Source organism: Campylobacter novaezeelandiae, from assembly GCF_018968685.1.
GTDB lineage: Bacteria > Campylobacterota > Campylobacteria > Campylobacterales > Campylobacteraceae > Campylobacter_D > Campylobacter_D novaezeelandiae.
Genome location: NZ_CP076657.1, coordinates 563,508 through 580,406 on the forward strand (window position 1 = coordinate 563,508; position 16,899 = coordinate 580,406).

The window sequence follows — 16,899 nt, forward strand, 5'->3', positions numbered from 1 at the left end:
ATAATATTTTAAATTTTGGAGTTTTTTGAAGATAACTCTTGAAGAGTTTTGTTATTCTTTTATCTATTTGTTATTTAATTTTTCGCTGTTAGATGATAAAATTACATTGATTTGATAGTTTATAGAGTACAAATTTAATTTTCTTAAAGTAATACAAAAAATTATATAAATGTAATATTAATTATTTTTTTGTTACAGATGTTTCATTTACCATTTGATAAATAAAAGCAAATACTTCAGCAACCGCTTTATACATATTAGGAGGTATTTCATCGCCTAAGTCAAGTTTGCTTAAAATTTCTATTAGATCCTCATCCTCTTTTATAGGAACTCCATGTTCTTTGGCTAGAGAAATTATTTTAGAGGCACTTTCACCTTTTCCGCTTGCAAGAACTTTTGGAGCATTTTGCTGATCTTTTTTATAGCCTAATGCAACAGCTTTTTTAATAGATTTTTTAATTTTACCCATAGTTATAGACTTTAATTTTTAATTAAAATTATATAAAATAAAATATCAATTTAAATTAAAAAAATTATAAATGTGTAAATTTTCTTTTATATCTGTTTAACATACTGTCATTGCCAATAATACCACCTTGATGAATGTATAATATGGGTTTTTTAAAAATAGCTTGATAATGCATCATAGTCTTTATACCTAGCATATCATAAAGTAAGTCAAATTCAATACCACATTCTTTTTTAAGTTTTAAATAAAGTTCATAAAATTCTAAATAAGGTTTGGCAAAATGATATTTTTTAGAAAGTTGTAATATATATAAATTAGAAAAATCATAATAAGGATCAAGAGTTAAAATTTGTTTTTTTAAGTATGCTTCATCGCCAACACAAGCACAGGTAAAAACTTTTGATTTGCTATGTTTTGCTAAAAAAGCCGCAGATGTTCCAGTCCCAGAAGGTAAAAATATATCAAAATCTAAATTTAAAATTTTGCTTTGTTGTTCAATTTCTTTTGCAAGATGTATAAAACCAATTTCTGCTTCTTTATTGCCAACTCCTTCTTCTATAAAAATATCTTTTTCTTGTTTTAATGAAAGAGCCTTATCTCTGCGATGGGAAAAATCTAAATTCTGTATAATTAAAGCTTTATTTTCTAGAGCTAAGGCATAGTTCCCATGAGGATTTTGTTCTAAAAAAGAAGAGAGTTTTTCGCAAACAAAAAGAAGTTGATAATTATTTTGTCTGCAAAATATACTAAGAGCAAGCAAAGCATTACTCTGAGAACTCCCAAAACTAATAAAACGTTGATTTTTTGGATATTTGTTCAAGAAATAATAATAAAGTTTTCTCGCTTTATTGCCATTAATTTCACCTAATAAATCATCACGTTTTATATAAAAACTAAAATCACAAAAAGTAATTTTTTCTATAGGACTATTTAAATTCAAAAAATTTTTCGACTTCTTTAAGTGCATTATCATTTTTAATGCTAAATCTAATTTCTATTCTACGACTCAATTCTTTATCTTCTACACCATTTTTAATTATAGGATCAGAAAACGATCTTCCACTTGCCATTAAAAGTTTTTGTAATCTTGGATCTTTATTAAAGGTATAAATAAAACTCATAACTTCATAGGCTCTTTTTTGAGATAAGTCTAAATTATAAATATAAGATCCATCGCTATCTGAGTGCCCCTCTATAATAATATTTTCTATGTTATTTAAAATAGAAGGATCGTTTAATATTGCATTAAAATATTCATTAAGTATTTTTTTAAGATTTGATTTTGCCTCATTTTTTAGTATATAAGAATCTCTATCAAATAAAATTTCTGCTGGTAATACAATAGCCCCGGTTTTTTCATTTATAGTGATATTAGAATCAAGTTTTGATTGAAGTTGCTTGCTTAAATTTTCTTTAATAAAATTTAAGTTTTGAACTTTTTCTTTGGCTTCTTCAAAGTCTTGTTTTAAATTTTTAAATTCTTCATCTTTTTTTTCAAGCTGTCCTAATAAAATTAAAATTTGTTTATCTTTGTTGTCTAAACTCAAATTTAATTCTTTGCTTAGTTGTTTATAGTTTGTTATATTTGCTTCAAGTTCTGCTTTTTGTTGGTTGATAAGATTTATTGCATCAGAAGTTTTGCTTAATTCTTTACTTAATTTAAAAACTATATCTTCTTTATTTTTTAATTCTTCTTCGCTTTTTTTAAGGTGTTGTTCTTGCTTGTTTAGATTTTTTTTAATTTCTTGTAAATCACTTTGGGTTAAAACATATTTTACTACAATAGCACCAATTAAAAGAATAAAGACAAAAAGTAAGCCAGCCATTAAATCAGCATAGGCTATCCAAAAATTATTTTCTTCTTTATTTTGATTTTCCATATTCTTTCTTTTTATTTATTTTCTTCTTTATTTTCTTCCCGAATTTTTTGGTTATTTGATAAAGAATTATTATCTTCAAGCTTGGAAATTACTTCACTAGTTTCTTTATCTAGCTCCTCAATTTCTTTTTTTAGTGTATTCATAACTTCAATTTGCTCATCAATATTTCTTTCTTCTTCATAAATTTCTTTAAATTTTTGCATACCTTCAAAAAGACTTGTTTTGAAAGTGTTAAAAATCTTTTCTTGATTTTCGAGCATAGATTTTTCATAAAGCTCAAATCCTTTTTGAAAATGTTGCACTTTTTCATCAAAACTACTTAAAGTTTTATCAAAATGAGCAATTTTTTCGGAGCTAATGTCTAGTAAACGATTATATTGTTCTGACATTCTGGTACTAATTTCTTTTAGATTTTGATTTAAAATACCAACCGCATTAAGCATTTCAGAGTAAAGTCTACCAAGATCTCTTTGGTCTCTTTGAGCTCTACTTAGTTCACCCATAGTTTGTTTAATATGTTCACTACTAAGTCTTATAGCTTTTTCTTCTACATTTAACATATCTTGAAAAATACTAAATTTTCTATCAATTGCGTGATCTAATTCTTTAAAAAAATCATTGTTGCTAACTTGTTTAAAAATAGCTCCAATTTTATCAAAATGCTCTAAACTTTCGCGTAGGTATCTTTGATCAATTTCTTCTTTTGTCCAAAAAAAATCATTTGTAGAGTTTTTTTGACGATTTAATAATTTTTGAATTTTGCTCATTCCGTATTTTTCAAAAAATATCCACCATAAGGCTAAAAAAATTCCATAGATAGAAACATAAAAAGCTGTTCCAACTCCGTTTAAAAGTAGAGAAATTTCGTGTTCCAAAGAGGCTGTATCGCTAGAATTAAAATTTGGCATTGATAAGGCAATACTTACAAATGTTCCTAAAATTCCCATCATAGGAAAAATTGCAGAACCTATAGAAGCAAAATTTTCATTTCTTGCTCCTTTTATGTAATTGTAAGCAAAGTCATTGAAATTGGCATTTGATTTTGTGTCCTTGCCTATGGTTAAAAAGTGTTTCATAATATAACGTTTTAAAGCCTGCTTAAATTCATTTTTTTGTTGCTCAAAGATACTATAAGCATACTCAGCATTGTGTCTTGCAAAAATTAAAGCTGTTATAAAAATAATACCTGTCATAACAACGGTATGAATTTCCACTTTAAAACTAATTTTTCCAAAATATCCAAGTAAAATTAAAATATATAAAATAGTAGGGATTAAAATAATTTTTAAATAAACTAAGTATCCTTTGTTTTCTTTGCTTTCTGGTAAAATAAGTTCTGAAATTTCTTCTGATTTTATTTCCATATTGAACCTTTTTTTGTATTGGTTTAATTGTAAAAATTAAAAAATATTCACAATTAAACCAACGGTTAGTTGGTTTAATTTTTATTAATACAATTTAAATTTTCAAATGCAATTTCTAAACGTTTGATCATACTTTCTTCTCCAGATCTTAACCAAACGCGCGGATCATAATATTTTTTATTTGGTTTATCATCTCCTTCTGGATTGCCAATTTGTCCTTGTAAATAAGCTTTATTTTGGCTCTCATATAAACGAACACCATCCCAAAATGCCCATTGAGTATCTGTATCAATATTCATTTTTATTACACCATAGCTGATCGCATCTTGTATATCTTTTAATTCGCTTCCACTTCCGCCGTGGAAAACAAAATTAATAGGCTTAGCGTGAGAAAGTTTGAATTTGTTTTTTACATACTCTTGGGAATTTTTTAATATTTCAGGTTGTAAAGTAACATTTCCAGGTTTATAGACCCCATGAACATTTCCAAAACTCGCAGCTATGGTAAAGTTATTGCTAATCTTGCTTAATGTTTCATAAGCAAGAGCCACATCTTCTGGTTGAGTGTAAAGTTTGGCATTATCAATATTTGTATTATCAACACCATCTTCTTCTCCGCCTGTGCAACCAAGTTCGATTTCTAAAGAAATTCCTAGGGCACTTAATTGCTTAAGATAGGAGCTACAAATACTTAAATTTTCTTCTAAGCTTTCTTCGCTCAAATCTAACATATGTGAGCTAAACAGCGCTTGAGAATGCTGTTGTTTGAAATCTATGTTTGCTTTAATAAGACCATCAATCCAAGGCAAAAGTTTTTTAGCGGCGTGGTCTGTATGTAAAATTACTGGGATATTATAAGCTTTTGCAAGCAAATGGACATGTTTTGCACCACTAATTGCTCCTAAGATTTCTGCGTTAGGACAATTTTTTCCTGCATAGAATTTTGCTCCTCCATTTGAAAATTGGATAATAACTGGGGAATTAACCTTTTTTGCTGTTTCTAAAACAGCATTAATAGAGTTAGTTCCTACAACATTAACAGCTGGAATAGCAAATTTTTCAGCTTTAGCATAATCATAGATTTTATTAAGTTCATCTCCGGTTATAACTCCAGGTTTTACTATATCTAAAATTCCCATTATTTATATTCCACTTTTGCTTGATTAATAAGATCTTGAGTTTTTTGTGCCATTATTTTCTTAAACTCTTCAAATTTAAGCCCATTTTCAATGCCTTGTTTAACTTCATTGAAGCTTATTTGTTTTTTTGGTTGAGAATTTTCTTTAAGAATAACATGATAACCAAAATTAGTTTTTATAGGAGTTTTCGTTATCTCTCCATTTTTAAGAGAAAAAGCAGCATCTGTGAAAGGTTTTACCATTGTTGATTGATCAAACCATCCAAGTTCTCCGCCTTGAGAAGCTGAGCCTGTGTCAATTGATTTTTCTTTTGCAAGAGAGCTAAATTTTTTAAGTAGTGCCTCACCTTTTAAATTTTTAAGTTCATTAATAATGCTTGTAGCTTCTTTTTCGCTAGAAACTAAGATATGTCTTGCTTGCACTCTTGCTTGTTGAACATATTTGTCTTTGTTTTGTTCATAAAAGGCTTTTACTTTTGATTCATCAACTTTAACGGAGTTAAGAATTTTTTCTTGATAAACAGCCAATAAAATACCTTCTTTAGCCTTTTCAAGTTCTTTTGCATAAAGAGGATCTTTTTCTAAATTTTGTTTTTTAGCATCTTGTAAAACAAGTTCTTGTGCAATATATTGTTGAATTAAAGCTTTTTTCTGATCTTGTGGAAGATTTGTAAAATTTTGTCCTCTTAGCATTGGTGCAAAAAATTCTCCTACTTCTGTATCACTAATGTTTTTACCATTAAGAACAGCCACAGTAGCTGCATTTAAATTAAAACTTATTCCAGCAATTAATGATGCTGCAACTAAAGAAATTTTTTTCATCGTTTTGTTTTCCTTTTTTTAAATTTTTGTCTATAGATTATATCTAAACTTAGTTTAAAGCTAATTAACTAAAATAAAAAAATGAAAAGAAATTTAAAAATTAAAGAACTTTTTTTAGAAAAATTTGATAAACCTGTAACAGAGCTTAAATTTAGAAATCTTTATGAGCTTTTAGTTTGCGTAATGCTTTCAGCTCAGTGCACTGATAAAAGGGTTAATTTAATCACTCCTGCATTTTTTGAGGCATATCCTGATATAAAGGCTCTATCAAATGCCAATTTAGCGAGTGTTAAAAGTTTTATTCAAACTTGCTCTTTTTTTAATAATAAAGCAGAAAACTTAATTAAAATGGCAAAAACTGTATGTGAAAATTTTAACGGAGAAATCCCTTTAAATGAGAAAGATTTAAAATCTTTGGCCGGAGTTGGACAAAAAACTGCCCATGTAGTTTTAATCGAATGGTGTGGGGCAAATTTTATGGCTGTAGATACTCATGTATTTAGAGTGTCGCATCGTTTAGGTCTTAGTAAGGCAAAAACTCCAGAAGAAACCGAGAAAGATTTAACAAAAATTTTTCAAAATAATTTAAACTATCTTCATCAGGCAATGGTTCTTTTTGGAAGGTATACTTGCAAGGCTAAAAAACCTCTTTGTAAAGAGTGTTTTTTAGAACATTTGTGCAAAAGTAAAGATAAAATAGTTTAATGACCAAAGAATGGCAAATATAAAAAAGCATTAATAATTAAAGCGTTGATTATATCAATAAAAAATGCACCGCAAAGAGGCACAATAATAAATGCCATATGACTTGGTCCATAATGATTTGTAACTGCTTGCATATTTACCATAGCTGTTGGAGTTGCTCCCAATCCAAATCCACAATGCCCCGCTGCTAAAACTGCTGCATCATAATCTTTTCCACAAAATTTAAAGGTAATAAATATTGAATAAAGAATCATGGTAATAACTTGAAAAATTAAGATAACTAGAATTGGTAGCGCAAGTGAAACAAGCTCCCAAAGATTTACAGTCATTAGGGCAAAAGTTAAGAAAAGCGATAAACTGACATTTCCAAGGACAGAAACTTCTCTATCAAACACTTGATGAACTTTTGAAATAGAAAGAGTATTGCGTAAAATAACTCCCACAAAAAGACAATATACAAAAGTTGGCAATGTAAATCCAGTGCTTGATTTAATCCAAGATGATAAATAACTTCCTATTAATAAGCAAAGACCTATTAAAGCAAGAGACTTAATAAAAGAGGTTGGGGTGATAAGTTTTTCTTTTTGAGGTTCTTCAAAATTTAAAATAGCTTCATTTGATGAATTATCTTCTAGATTTGTTTTTAAACTATATTTATTAATTAAAAATCTTGCTACAGGACCCCCTATAATACCTCCAGCTATTAATCCAAATGTAGCACTTGCAATTGCAACTTCTGTTGCAGGTGTGAAAAAATATGGAGCTTTTATAAATTCACTTGCCCAAGCAGCACCTGTGCCGTGACCACCGCTCATAGTAATCGATCCTCCAAGTAATCCAATGAGAGGATTTTGACCCATAGCACTAGCAACGCCAATTCCTATAATGTTTTGGGTTATCAACAATCCTGATATAACAAATAAGAAAATAATTAATTTTTTCCCGCCCTTTTTTAGAGAAGAAAAATCAGCTAATAAACCTATACTGGCAAAAAAAGTAAGCATCAAAGGATCTTTAAATGAATTGTCAAATTTAATGCTTATATCCCCAAAAGAATATATAAGAAGTATGACTATAGATGCAATTCCGCCTCCAACTACAGGTTCTGGAATATTATAATCTTTTAAAAACTTAATTTTATTTGTTATAAAAAAACCAAGTAATAAAACTAAAACTATAACAACTAGTGTTGCATAGAAGTCAAAATTTAAACTCATGTAAACTCCTAGAAATTATTTTAATTTATTTTAAAAATCTTTGCTTGAAAATATTATAAAAATTAAACAAGGTTTAATGTAAATTAAAATTAATGTTACGAAAATACAATAATTATTAAGAATAACTAAAGTATAATTAACCTTTGTAGATAAAAATTTTAAAAATATTTAGAGATTTTATTAATGAAAAAGAGTATTATCATTTTGTTTTGTATTTTTGGCTTAACTTTTGCTAATGATCGTTATATCCCTAGTAAAGAATTTAAGAAATATTTTAACAATGAAGATTGTTCTTTGGTCTTGGATAAATTTTATTATTTAAATTGTTATGATTATGGTTATAAGGGAACAAAAGCAGTGGCTTATAGAGTAGAAGCTAGTAATTTAAAAGCTGTTCAATTAAAAAATAGACCATACTTTGAAGAAGATACAAATATACCAAAAAAATATAGAACTTATTGGCAAGATTATAAAAAGAGTGGTTATACAAGGGGCCATACTGCTCCAAATGCTTCATTTCGTTTTAGTGTGGCTGCGCAAAAATCAGTTTTTTTAATGAGTAATATTACTCCACAAAATGCACAAATTAACAATAAAGTTTGGAATAAAATTGAAAAAAGAGAAAGACAGCTCGCTTTAAAAAATGGAAGTATCGAGGTTTTAAATTTAGTAATTTATCAAGATAATCCAAAATTTATTAGAAATAATATTGCTATTCCTAGTCATTATATTAAAATTTTAAAGACAAATAGCTATAAAGAATGCTATCAAATCCCAAATCAAAATGTAGAAGACGAGAAAATTAAAAATTATAAGATTGATTGTAAAATATTTTAGGCAAAAAATTTATGCTTCTTACTATTTTATATATTATCGGAATATCTGCTGAAGGAATGACAGGTGCTTTGGCTGCTGGAAAATACAAAATGGATTTGTTTGGAGTTATATTTATTGCTTTGGTGACTGCAATTGGTGGAGGTAGTATTAGGGATATATTATTAGGTCATTATCCACTTACTTGGGTAAAACATCCAGAATATATTATCTTAATTTGTTTTTTTGCCTTATTTGCAACAAGAATTCCGCGTATAGTTACAAGGCTTGAAGGTCTATTTTTAACTCTTGATGCTGTAGGGCTTGTTGTTTTTAGTATACTTGGTGCACAAATTGCAATTGAACAGAATTATGGTTATATTATAGCAGTATCTGCAGCGGTTATAACAGGTGTTTTTGGTGGAATTTTAAGAGATATTTTGTGTATGAGGATTCCACTTGTTTTTCAAAAAGAAATTTATGCAGGAATTGCTATTATTACGGCAACAGTCTATTTTGTATTAAGAATATGGTTCGAATTTAGTGATTTGATATGTACTCTTGTATCACTTTTATTTGGTGTAAGCATAAGACTTTTGGCTATTAAGTATAAGTGGTCTTTGCCTATATTTTCTTATAATGAAAATGATCAGGAAAATAAACAAAAAGGTTAAATAATATGAAAATAAAATTTATATTTATGATGTTTATATTTATTTTAATGGGTTGTGAACACAAAAGCGAAGAATACTATAAAGCTCATCCAGAGGAGGCTAGAAAAAGATCTTTAGAGTGTCGTCACAATGCTATAATCAGTTTAGATTGTGTTAATGCATATAAAGTTGGTTTTCCTAGAGATGAAAATTTAACACAAGAGTGATTTTAATTTTCATCAAAAGAAATCTTTTTTAATAAATCTTGAGGCTTTATAAATCCTGTAATTTTCAATTTTTCTTGGTTATTTTGAAAAAATATTAAAACTGGTGGACCAAAGACATTAAAGTGTTTCATTATTTTAATTTGTTCTTCATTATTTTCACTTACATCAACTTTTATAAGTTTATATTCATTTAACTCTTTAATAACCGCAGGATCTTTAAAGGTAATATTATCTAAAAGCTTACAATTTTCACACCATGTAGCAGTAAAATCTATCATAACTTTTTTTGGGCTATTTTTAATAACATTTAAAAGTTCATCTAAATTAGAGATATAAGTAAAATTTAAAAAATTGTATTTTTGTGTTTGATTAGAAAGAAAATTTGGAACCTCTTTAATATTAAAGATTCCGGCTAAAAACAATGTGATACTTAAACTAAGAATTAAAATAAGTAAAGATTTTTTAAAAGAGTTTAAAAAGTTTTTTGCTTTATCAAAAATACCCATAAAAACACAAAAGAAAACACCTAATACTCCATATCCTATCAGAATAAATCTAAAATCTAAAATTCTTTCTAAAATCCAAATAGCCATACCAAGCATTATAAAACCAAAAAGAATTTTAATTTTTTTCATCCATTGTCCAGGTTTAATAAAACCAATTCCTAGACCTATAAATAATAAAGGAATTCCCATTCCAAAACTCATAGTAAATAATGTTAAGCCTCCAAGTATCATATCTCCAGAATTTGCTATATAGAGTAAAGCTCCAGCCAAAGGAGCGGCTACACAAGGTCCCACAATTAAAGCTGATAAAAATCCCATTATAGCAATACTAATTATACCTTTGCCTTGATTGGTTTTTTTATGAATAAAATTTTGAAATTTGCTAGGAAGTTCAAAGTTAAAAACTTCAAACATGGCTAAAGAAAATAATACAAATATAAGAGAGAAAAAAATTAAAACAACAGGTTTTTGCAATAATCCTTGAACGCTTGCGCCAATATAGCTTGCAATTATTCCAGCAATCGCATAGGCTAAAGACATAAAAAAAACATAGATAAAAGATAGAAAAAAACTGTATTTTTTTGAAATACCTACTTTTGACATAATTAAAGAAGATAAAATAGGAATCATTGGCAATGTACAAGGAGTTAAGGATAATAATAAACCATATCCAAAAAAAGTTATTAAAATGGTAAATAAATTTTCAGTATTAATAAATTTTTCAATAATGCTTTCTTCTGAAGCAGAAGTTAGGTTTTGTTGTTTTATTTTATTTATTTTTGAATAGATATAAATATTATTTTTTTCTTTTAAGGAGTAATTAATTTTTTGAGGTTGGTAGCACAGGCCTTGATTTGAACATCCTTGATAAGTTATTTGCAATAAACTATCTTTTTTTTGTGTATATTGATCTAGTAAAATATTAGGCATAGCAAGAGATAGGTTTTTATAATATATGTATTCATTATCTTTTATAATTGGAGTTGGAAAATTTAATAACTCTGTAATATCTTTTTCATTAAGTTTGATTGTTATTTTATCTTTATAAAGATAAATTTCATCTCCAAGTTTAAAATTAATATAAAGAGCTTGTTTATCTGAATTTAAAGCAATATTAAAAGCTTTATCAAGACTTAATATATTTGCAAAAATAAAATTAAACAATATTAATAATAAAAAAACAAAACGCACTATTTTCCTTTATATTTTTAAGTTTAAGATAAGATTATATTTTATTAAAGTTAATTAATGATATATTTTTCTTTTTACCCTTGACAAAATACTTTATATTTTGGCATAATCACAACTCAGTTTTTAAACACGTCTCGTTAGCTCAGCCGGTAGAGCATCTCCCTTTTAAGGAGGGGGCCGTTGGTTCGAATCCAACACGGGACACCACTTAGGTCGCTTAGCTCAGTTGGTAGAGCGCCACCCTTACAAGGTGGATGTCATAAGTTCGAGTCTTATAGTGACCACCACTTCATTCTTTTGCGGCGGTAGTTCAGCTGGTTAGAATATCGGCCTGTCACGCCGGAGGTCGCGGGTTCGAGCCCCGTCCGCCGCGCCATTGTCTCGTTAGCTCAGCCGGTAGAGCATCTCCCTTTTAAGGAGGGGGCCGTTGGTTCGAATCCAACACGGGACACCACTTTTATAGGGTTTGACCCTTTCGTCTAGTGGCCCAGGACATCACTCTCTCTGTGTGAAAACAGAGGTTCAAATCCTCTAGGGGTCGCCAAAAATATATTAGGTCGCTTAGCTCAGTTGGTAGAGCGCCACCCTTACAAGGTGGATGTCATAAGTTCGAGTCTTATAGTGACCACCACTTCATTCTTTTGCGGCGGTAGTTCAGCTGGTTAGAATATCGGCCTGTCACGCCGGAGGTCGCGGGTTCGAGCCCCGTCCGCCGCGCCAGAATTTATACTTTTACAAGATTGGCTCATAAATATAATTTTACTCCACCTAGAGATCCTTTGATTTTTCAAGGAAGAGCAAATAGAAATCAAGGAGATTTACTTGTTTTACCTGTAGATTTATATATTGATAAAAATTGTAAAATTATTATTACAACTCATCAACTTCATAGCAACAAACAAGGTTTTATAGAGATTAGCAAAGAAATATTTGAAAATAGAAATTTAATGTTTGATAATCTTATATTACTTATTAAAGAGCACGATTATATATTTTTAAAAAATAATCAAGTATTATTTAAAAAATGTAAAAATTATCTTAATGATTATATAAATGCACTAGAAAAGCATGAAATAGATATTAAAAATAATCTTATTAATGAAAGACAAATTTTAGAATATTTTAAAGATAAAAAAGATTTAAGAATTAAGCTCAAAAAACTTTTAGATGATGATTTAGCTTATGTTAAAGAAAATCATCCAGAATATATAGAAAAATGGAAATACTATAAAGAATTTGAAAAGATGTGTGAAGAATTAGATGGGAAATAAAGTATAAAGTTTATACTTTATTTTAATTTAGCAAGAATAGCAAGTTTTAAATTCATAGGCTGTTGGTCGAGATTCTACTGGCCAAACTTGAGTTTTAAATTTTAAATGTTGATAAGCTTGTACAAAAGTATCGTTTATAACAGGTTTTAAATATTCATTATTTCTAATCAATGCTTCTAAACTTCCTCTTAAAGTATGCGGTAGTTGTTCTATACCTTTTTCGCGAATTTCATCTAAAGTAAGCTCAAAAAGATTTTCATCCATAGGACCAACAGGTATAGTTTTATTTTTAATGCCATCAAGTCCAGCCATAAGTAAGCTTACAAAAGCTAAATAAGGATTAGCTGTATTATCAGGAAATCTTATTTCAATTCTTGCGCTTTTTTTATCAATACCATAAGGAACACGACAACTCGCACTTCTATTTTGACAAGAATAAGTTAGTATGCAAGGTGCTTCAAAACCTGGAACAATCCTTTTATAAGAGTTGGAGCTTGCATTGGTAAAAGCTGCAACGCTTCTTGCATTTTTAAGAATTCCTCCTATATAGTAAATAGCTGTTTGGCTTAATTTCCCATAACCTTTCTCATCGTAAAATAAATTAACTCCATCTTTCCATAGACTCATATGCACATGCATTCCGCTTCCATTATCTTCATAAAGAGGTTTTGGCATGAAAGTTGCAGTTTTTCCATTTAAATGAGCTATCATCTTAACTATGTATTTGTAAATTTGGACATTATCAGCCGCTTCTACTAAAGTACTATAATAAACTCCAATCTCTGCTTGCCCTTGCGCTACTTCATGATGATGAACAAAAGTTTTAAGACCTACTTTTTCTAAGGTTTGGGCTATTTCAGAACGTATATCAACAAGAGAGTCTATAGGAGCAACAGGAAAATATCCTCCTTTATTTCTTGGCCTGTGTCCAGTATTGTAATTGTCTGTGAATTCTTTATTGTCATTCCATTCTCCCTCTTCTGTGTCTACTTCATATTTAGAACAGTTTGGAGTATCTATGATTTTTACATTATCAAAAATAAAAAATTCATTTTCAGGACCAAAGTATGCCATATCCGCTATATTGCTATTTTTTAAATTATCCATAGCTTTTTTAGCAATACTTCTAGGGCATTTTTCATACATTTGATTTTTATAAATGTCATAAACATCGCAAAAAACTATAATAGTTTGATCGGCACTAAAAGGATCTAAAAAAGCACTTTGTGCATCAGGCATAAGTATCATATCTGATTTTTCTATAGGTTGCCAACCAAGAATTGAACTCCCATCAAATGGAATTCCTTGTTTAAAGGTTTCTTTATTTATAGAGTTAAAATTATAGGTAATATGATGCCAAGTGCCTATAAGATCACTGAATCTAAAATCAACAAAAATTACTTCATTATTTTTACAAAAATCAAAAAATTCTTCAACATTATTTACAAATTTTCCCATTGCTATTTACATTCCTATCATTAGTTTTTGATAGTAAAGATTGTATCATATTTTTTTAAATATAAATTATATTCTTTAGAAGTCGATATATTAATACTCGACTTAATAAAATATATTTGTTTTTTTTTTTTTTGAAATTTATTAAGTTTTTTTAAATATTTTTGGCTAATATTTCATTAATATTTTTATATTTTTTTAGGTTTAAAGGATAATAATGACTCAAGAAGAACTTGATGCTCTAATGGAAAGTACAGCTGAATTTGATGAAAACGCTGAAGAAGAACATGAATATAATAAAAATGAAATTCAAGAAAATTTAGAAGAGAATATTGGATATAGACCAGATCCTAAAGAAGGTTGGCCATTACCACCTCCAAGTAAAGAGCACAAGGTAGTTCATCAATTAGACGATGTAACAAGAGATAGCGAGGAAAGAGCTACAGAGATTATGGAGAAATTAGAAGTTATAAATAATTTTTTTATAGACTCTGAAAGTTTGGTCAATGAATTAAAAAAAGTTTTAAATAAAAATATTGATATATTCTCTAAATTAAATGATAAATTTCCTAATGTCGAAAGTTTCTCGGAAACTTTAAATTTAAACAAAAATACTGTAAGTAAAATTGGTAGTATTATTGATAATTTACAAAGCGGTCAGGATGAAGTGATGATGATAATGGATGTTATGCAGTATCAAGATATTCACCGTCAAAAAATTGAGCGTGTTATTAATGTTATGAGATCTTTGAGTCGTTATATGAACTCTCTATTTGAAGGGAAAATTGACGATCAAAAACGTGTAAGTTCTGCTGTACATATACAAGGAGATAATACTGCTGATGTTGTTAGTAATGATGATATAGAAGCATTAATAGCAACTTTAGGAAAAAAATGATTATACCTGAAATTGTTGCGCCAGCTGGCAATTTTACCAAACTAAAAATTGCTTTAGCTTATGGTGCTGATGCAATTTATGCAGGGGTTAATCATTTTTCTTTACGCTCGAGAGCAGCTAAAGATTTTAATTATGAAACTTTCAAACAAGCTATTGATTATACGCATTCTAAAGGTAAAAAAATTTATGTTACTTTAAATGGCTTTCATCTTAATTCTCAAATTGAAGGTTTAAAAAAACATATATTAAAGTTAAAGGAAATGAAGCCTGATGCTTTTATTATAGCATCACTCGGTGCTTTAAATTTAGCAAGAGAGCTTGCTCCTGAAATACCTTTGCATATTTCTACTCAAGCCAATGTATTAAATTATCTTGATGCTAAAGTTTATAAAAATATGGGAGCTAAACGCATTGTAATTGCAAGAGAGCTTTCTTTAAAAGATGCTAAAATTATTCAAGAAAATTGCGATATTGAACTAGAGGCATTTGTGCATGGTTCTATGTGTTTTGCTTATTCTGGTCGCTGTTTAATTAGCTCTGTTCAAAGCGGAAGAATGAGTAATCGTGGAACTTGTGCTAATGATTGCAGATTTAATTACGAGCTTTATGCAAAAAATTCAGATAATGGAGCTTTGTTTCGTTTAGAAGAGGATCAAAATGGAACATATATTTTTAATTCTAAAGATTTGAATTTGGGTGCTTATATTCAAAAAATTATGAAAGAAAATTGCATTCAGGCTTTCAAAATAGAAGGTCGCACTAAAAGTGAGTATTATGTAGCTCTTACAACAAGAACTTATAAAATGGCAATACAAGATGTTTTAAACGATTGTTTTGATATTAAGAAATATGAGAAAGAGTTAAATACTTTAAAAAATCGTGGATTTACAGATGGTTATTTAGTTTCGCGCCCTTTTGAAAAACGAGATACACAAAATCATATTTCAAGCATTGAAGAAGGGACACATCAAGTATGCGCATTTACAGAAGATGGATCCTTTTTTAAATGTAAAGGTAAAATTTCATTAAAAACACCCTATGAAATTTTAAGTCCATTAGAAGCAAAAATACAAGAATGTGACAATGAATTAGGAACAATTTATAAAAAAGATGATAAATATTTTATTGAATTTAAAAAAATGATAGCAAAGAATAATAAAGAGTTTGAAGTGATTCATAGTGGAAATGAAAATGAGATTAAAATGCCAGTTTCTATTCCGCAATTTAGTTTTTTACGCAAGGAGCTTGTGTGAGTTTTGTAGCAATTTTGATGGGAAGTAAGAGTGATTATGAAATTGTAAAAGAAGCAGAAAAAATTTTTAAAAAGTTTAATGTTTCTTATGAATTGATAATTACATCTGCTCATAGAAGCCCAACAAGAACAAAATTATATATAGAAGATGCTGAAAAAAGAGGAGCTAAAGTTTTTATTGCAGCAGCGGGTATGGCGGCTCATTTGGCAGGAGTTTGTGCAGCCCATACTATTAAGCCTGTATTAGCTATACCTATGCCAAATTCAAATTTAGCAAGTATGGATGCTTTATTTTCTTGTGTTCAAATGCCTAGTGGAATTCCTGTTGCCACATTAGCTATAGGTAAAGCAGGTGCTATTAATGCAGCTTACTTAGCTATACAAATTTTGGCTTTAGATAATATTGAGTTGAATAAATCTTTATTAGAAGATAGACAAGAACAGCAGGAAAAAATTATTAACGATTCAAAAGGAATTGAAGTTTTGTTACAATAAAGGAATAAAATGCAAACTTATCTAGAACTAAGCGAATTTTGTAAATTAGTTCATTTAAATGAAGATGTTGTTAAAGGCATGATGGCAAATGGATCTTTAAATTTCAAAGAAGAGAATGATAAAATATATATAGAGGCTAATCAAGGAACCTTTAGCGTAGTTCCAAGCACTGCATCGAAAAATTCTATGGTTAATTCCATAACTTTAGCAGGGGAAAGTTTTGTTGAAAAAACAATAGGAACTATTTTAAATTTACATGAAAAAGTTTTAGATGCCAAAGACGAGACTTTAGAAGCCTTAAAAAATGAAAATAAATTTTTAAAAGATGCTCTTTATTCTATGCAAGAACTTTATGATGCTGATAGAAAAACAATAGAGACTTTAAACACTGAGTTAAAGCATGCACGTGAAGAAGTGGAGTTTTTAAAACGCAAATATAAATTAATGTGGAGTAAAACAACTGAAATTTTTGGAGCAAAAACTGAACCTGATTTAGAGATGAATAAAGATAAAAATGAAAATAATAAATAAAAAATACTAAGA

General features: G+C 28.6%; 18 protein-coding genes and 7 tRNA genes. 16 read left to right on the forward strand and 9 right to left on the reverse strand.

The features are described 5' to 3' along the window. Window positions 1–181: 181 nt before the first annotated feature. The 6 genes from CNZW441b_RS02975 to CNZW441b_RS03000 all read right to left on the reverse strand — a co-directional run bounded on the left by CNZW441b_RS02975 (window position 182) and on the right by CNZW441b_RS03000 (window position 5,673). A complete protein-coding gene (locus CNZW441b_RS02975) occupies window positions 182–469 on the reverse strand; it encodes a FlhB-like flagellar biosynthesis protein (RefSeq protein WP_131163543.1) in 288 nt (95 codons plus the stop codon). Window positions 470–533: 64 nt separating this feature from the next. Continuing rightward, complete coding sequence (locus CNZW441b_RS02980; RefSeq protein WP_131163694.1) at window positions 534–1,436, reverse strand: 1-aminocyclopropane-1-carboxylate deaminase/D-cysteine desulfhydrase; 903 nt, start codon at window positions 1,434–1,436, stop codon at window positions 534–536. Beyond that, entirely contained in the window at window positions 1,396–2,349 is a 954-nt protein-coding gene (locus tag CNZW441b_RS02985; RefSeq protein WP_131165971.1) for an OmpA family protein, read from the reverse strand. Before CNZW441b_RS02985 ends, CNZW441b_RS02980 begins: the two co-directional genes overlap by 41 nt. An 11-nt stretch (window positions 2,350–2,360) precedes the next feature. Then, the gene (locus CNZW441b_RS02990) at window positions 2,361–3,713 is read right to left on the reverse strand and encodes a MotA/TolQ/ExbB proton channel family protein (RefSeq protein WP_131165972.1); all 1,353 of its coding nucleotides are present in this window, start codon (window positions 3,711–3,713) and stop codon (window positions 2,361–2,363) included. A gap of 74 nt (window positions 3,714–3,787) precedes the next feature. Next, window positions 3,788–4,852, reverse strand: coding sequence for a class II fructose-bisphosphate aldolase (gene fbaA / locus CNZW441b_RS02995; RefSeq protein WP_131163540.1), 1,065 nt, complete (start codon window positions 4,850–4,852; stop codon window positions 3,788–3,790). Next, window positions 4,852–5,673, reverse strand: coding sequence for a peptidylprolyl isomerase (locus CNZW441b_RS03000; protein ID WP_131163539.1), 822 nt, complete (start codon window positions 5,671–5,673; stop codon window positions 4,852–4,854). The genes fbaA and CNZW441b_RS03000 overlap by 1 nt, the downstream gene beginning before the upstream one ends. Before the next feature lie 81 nt (window positions 5,674–5,754). Here CNZW441b_RS03000 and nth point away from each other — a divergent pair, with 81 nt between their 5' ends. Further along, window positions 5,755–6,378: an endonuclease III gene (gene nth / locus CNZW441b_RS03005; protein WP_131163538.1), complete on the forward strand. Its 624-nt coding sequence runs from the start codon at window positions 5,755–5,757 to the stop codon at window positions 6,376–6,378. Here nth and gltS read toward each other — a convergent pair. Further along, the gene (gene gltS / locus CNZW441b_RS03010; protein WP_131163537.1) at window positions 6,375–7,595 is read right to left on the reverse strand and encodes a sodium/glutamate symporter; all 1,221 of its coding nucleotides are present in this window, start codon (window positions 7,593–7,595) and stop codon (window positions 6,375–6,377) included. The two genes, nth and gltS, sit on opposite strands and share 4 nt — an antisense overlap. 183 nt (window positions 7,596–7,778) lie before the next feature. Between gltS and CNZW441b_RS03015 the strand changes: the two genes are divergently transcribed. From CNZW441b_RS03015 to CNZW441b_RS03025, 3 genes are read left to right on the forward strand one after another with little or no spacing between them, the layout of a single operon-like run. Further along, window positions 7,779–8,432: a DNA/RNA non-specific endonuclease gene (locus tag CNZW441b_RS03015; RefSeq protein ID WP_216681546.1), complete on the forward strand. Its 654-nt coding sequence runs from the start codon at window positions 7,779–7,781 to the stop codon at window positions 8,430–8,432. An 11-nt stretch (window positions 8,433–8,443) separates the two neighbouring features. Further along, on the forward strand, window positions 8,444–9,082 hold the full coding sequence (locus CNZW441b_RS03020) for a trimeric intracellular cation channel family protein (protein WP_131163535.1): 639 nt from the start codon (window positions 8,444–8,446) through the stop codon (window positions 9,080–9,082). Between the two features lie 5 nt (window positions 9,083–9,087). Beyond that, window positions 9,088–9,288 (forward strand): EexN family lipoprotein, encoded by a 201-nt coding sequence (locus CNZW441b_RS03025; RefSeq protein ID WP_131163534.1) that lies wholly within the window; start codon window positions 9,088–9,090, stop codon window positions 9,286–9,288. A gap of 2 nt (window positions 9,289–9,290) precedes the next feature. On the opposite strand, the gene dsbD is transcribed toward CNZW441b_RS03025, so the two are convergent. Continuing rightward, window positions 9,291–10,985 carry a protein-disulfide reductase DsbD gene (dsbD, locus tag CNZW441b_RS03030; protein ID WP_216681547.1) on the reverse strand — a complete coding sequence of 565 codons (1,695 nt, stop codon included), beginning with the start codon at window positions 10,983–10,985 and terminating at the stop codon, window positions 9,291–9,293. A gap of 131 nt (window positions 10,986–11,116) precedes the next feature. Between dsbD and CNZW441b_RS03035 the strand changes: the two genes are divergently transcribed. From CNZW441b_RS03035 to CNZW441b_RS03070, 8 genes are all read left to right on the forward strand, one after another. Next, window positions 11,117–11,192 (forward strand) — tRNA-Lys (locus tag CNZW441b_RS03035). Window positions 11,193–11,196: 4 nt separating this feature from the next. After that, a tRNA-Val gene (locus CNZW441b_RS03040) sits at window positions 11,197–11,272 on the forward strand. Window positions 11,273–11,284: 12 nt separating this feature from the next. Then, window positions 11,285–11,361 (forward strand) — tRNA-Asp (locus CNZW441b_RS03045). Between the two features lie 2 nt (window positions 11,362–11,363). After that, window positions 11,364–11,439 (forward strand) — tRNA-Lys (locus CNZW441b_RS03050). Window positions 11,440–11,453: 14 nt separating this feature from the next. Further along, window positions 11,454–11,529 (forward strand) — tRNA-Glu (locus tag CNZW441b_RS03055). Window positions 11,530–11,540: 11 nt separating this feature from the next. Continuing rightward, a tRNA-Val gene (locus CNZW441b_RS03060) sits at window positions 11,541–11,616 on the forward strand. A 12-nt stretch (window positions 11,617–11,628) separates the two neighbouring features. Beyond that, a tRNA-Asp gene (locus CNZW441b_RS03065) sits at window positions 11,629–11,705 on the forward strand. A 2-nt stretch (window positions 11,706–11,707) separates the two neighbouring features. After that, window positions 11,708–12,256 carry a DUF2972 domain-containing protein gene (locus CNZW441b_RS03070; RefSeq protein ID WP_280636232.1) on the forward strand — a complete coding sequence of 183 codons (549 nt, stop codon included), beginning with the start codon at window positions 11,708–11,710 and terminating at the stop codon, window positions 12,254–12,256. 27 nt (window positions 12,257–12,283) lie between these two features. Here CNZW441b_RS03070 and glnA read toward each other — a convergent pair whose 3' ends face one another. Next, window positions 12,284–13,714 carry a type I glutamate--ammonia ligase gene (glnA, locus tag CNZW441b_RS03075; protein WP_200218013.1) on the reverse strand — a complete coding sequence of 477 codons (1,431 nt, stop codon included), beginning with the start codon at window positions 13,712–13,714 and terminating at the stop codon, window positions 12,284–12,286. A 214-nt stretch (window positions 13,715–13,928) separates the two neighbouring features. On the opposite strand from glnA, the gene CNZW441b_RS03080 reads away from it, so the two are divergent. The 4 genes from CNZW441b_RS03080 to CNZW441b_RS03095 are packed head-to-tail and all read left to right on the forward strand — an operon-like array spanning window position 13,929 to window position 16,887. Continuing rightward, on the forward strand, window positions 13,929–14,609 hold the full coding sequence (locus CNZW441b_RS03080) for a chemotaxis protein (RefSeq protein WP_216681549.1): 681 nt from the start codon (window positions 13,929–13,931) through the stop codon (window positions 14,607–14,609). Next, window positions 14,606–15,862 (forward strand): peptidase U32 family protein, encoded by a 1,257-nt coding sequence (locus tag CNZW441b_RS03085; protein ID WP_216681550.1) that lies wholly within the window; start codon window positions 14,606–14,608, stop codon window positions 15,860–15,862. Before CNZW441b_RS03080 ends, CNZW441b_RS03085 begins: the two co-directional genes overlap by 4 nt. Further along, the gene (gene purE, locus CNZW441b_RS03090) at window positions 15,859–16,356 is read left to right on the forward strand and encodes a 5-(carboxyamino)imidazole ribonucleotide mutase (protein WP_216681551.1); all 498 of its coding nucleotides are present in this window, start codon (window positions 15,859–15,861) and stop codon (window positions 16,354–16,356) included. The genes CNZW441b_RS03085 and purE overlap by 4 nt, the downstream gene beginning before the upstream one ends. A gap of 9 nt (window positions 16,357–16,365) precedes the next feature. Next, window positions 16,366–16,887, forward strand: coding sequence for a DUF3972 domain-containing protein (locus tag CNZW441b_RS03095; protein WP_131166317.1), 522 nt, complete (start codon window positions 16,366–16,368; stop codon window positions 16,885–16,887). The last annotated feature ends 12 nt before the right edge of the window (window positions 16,888–16,899 follow it).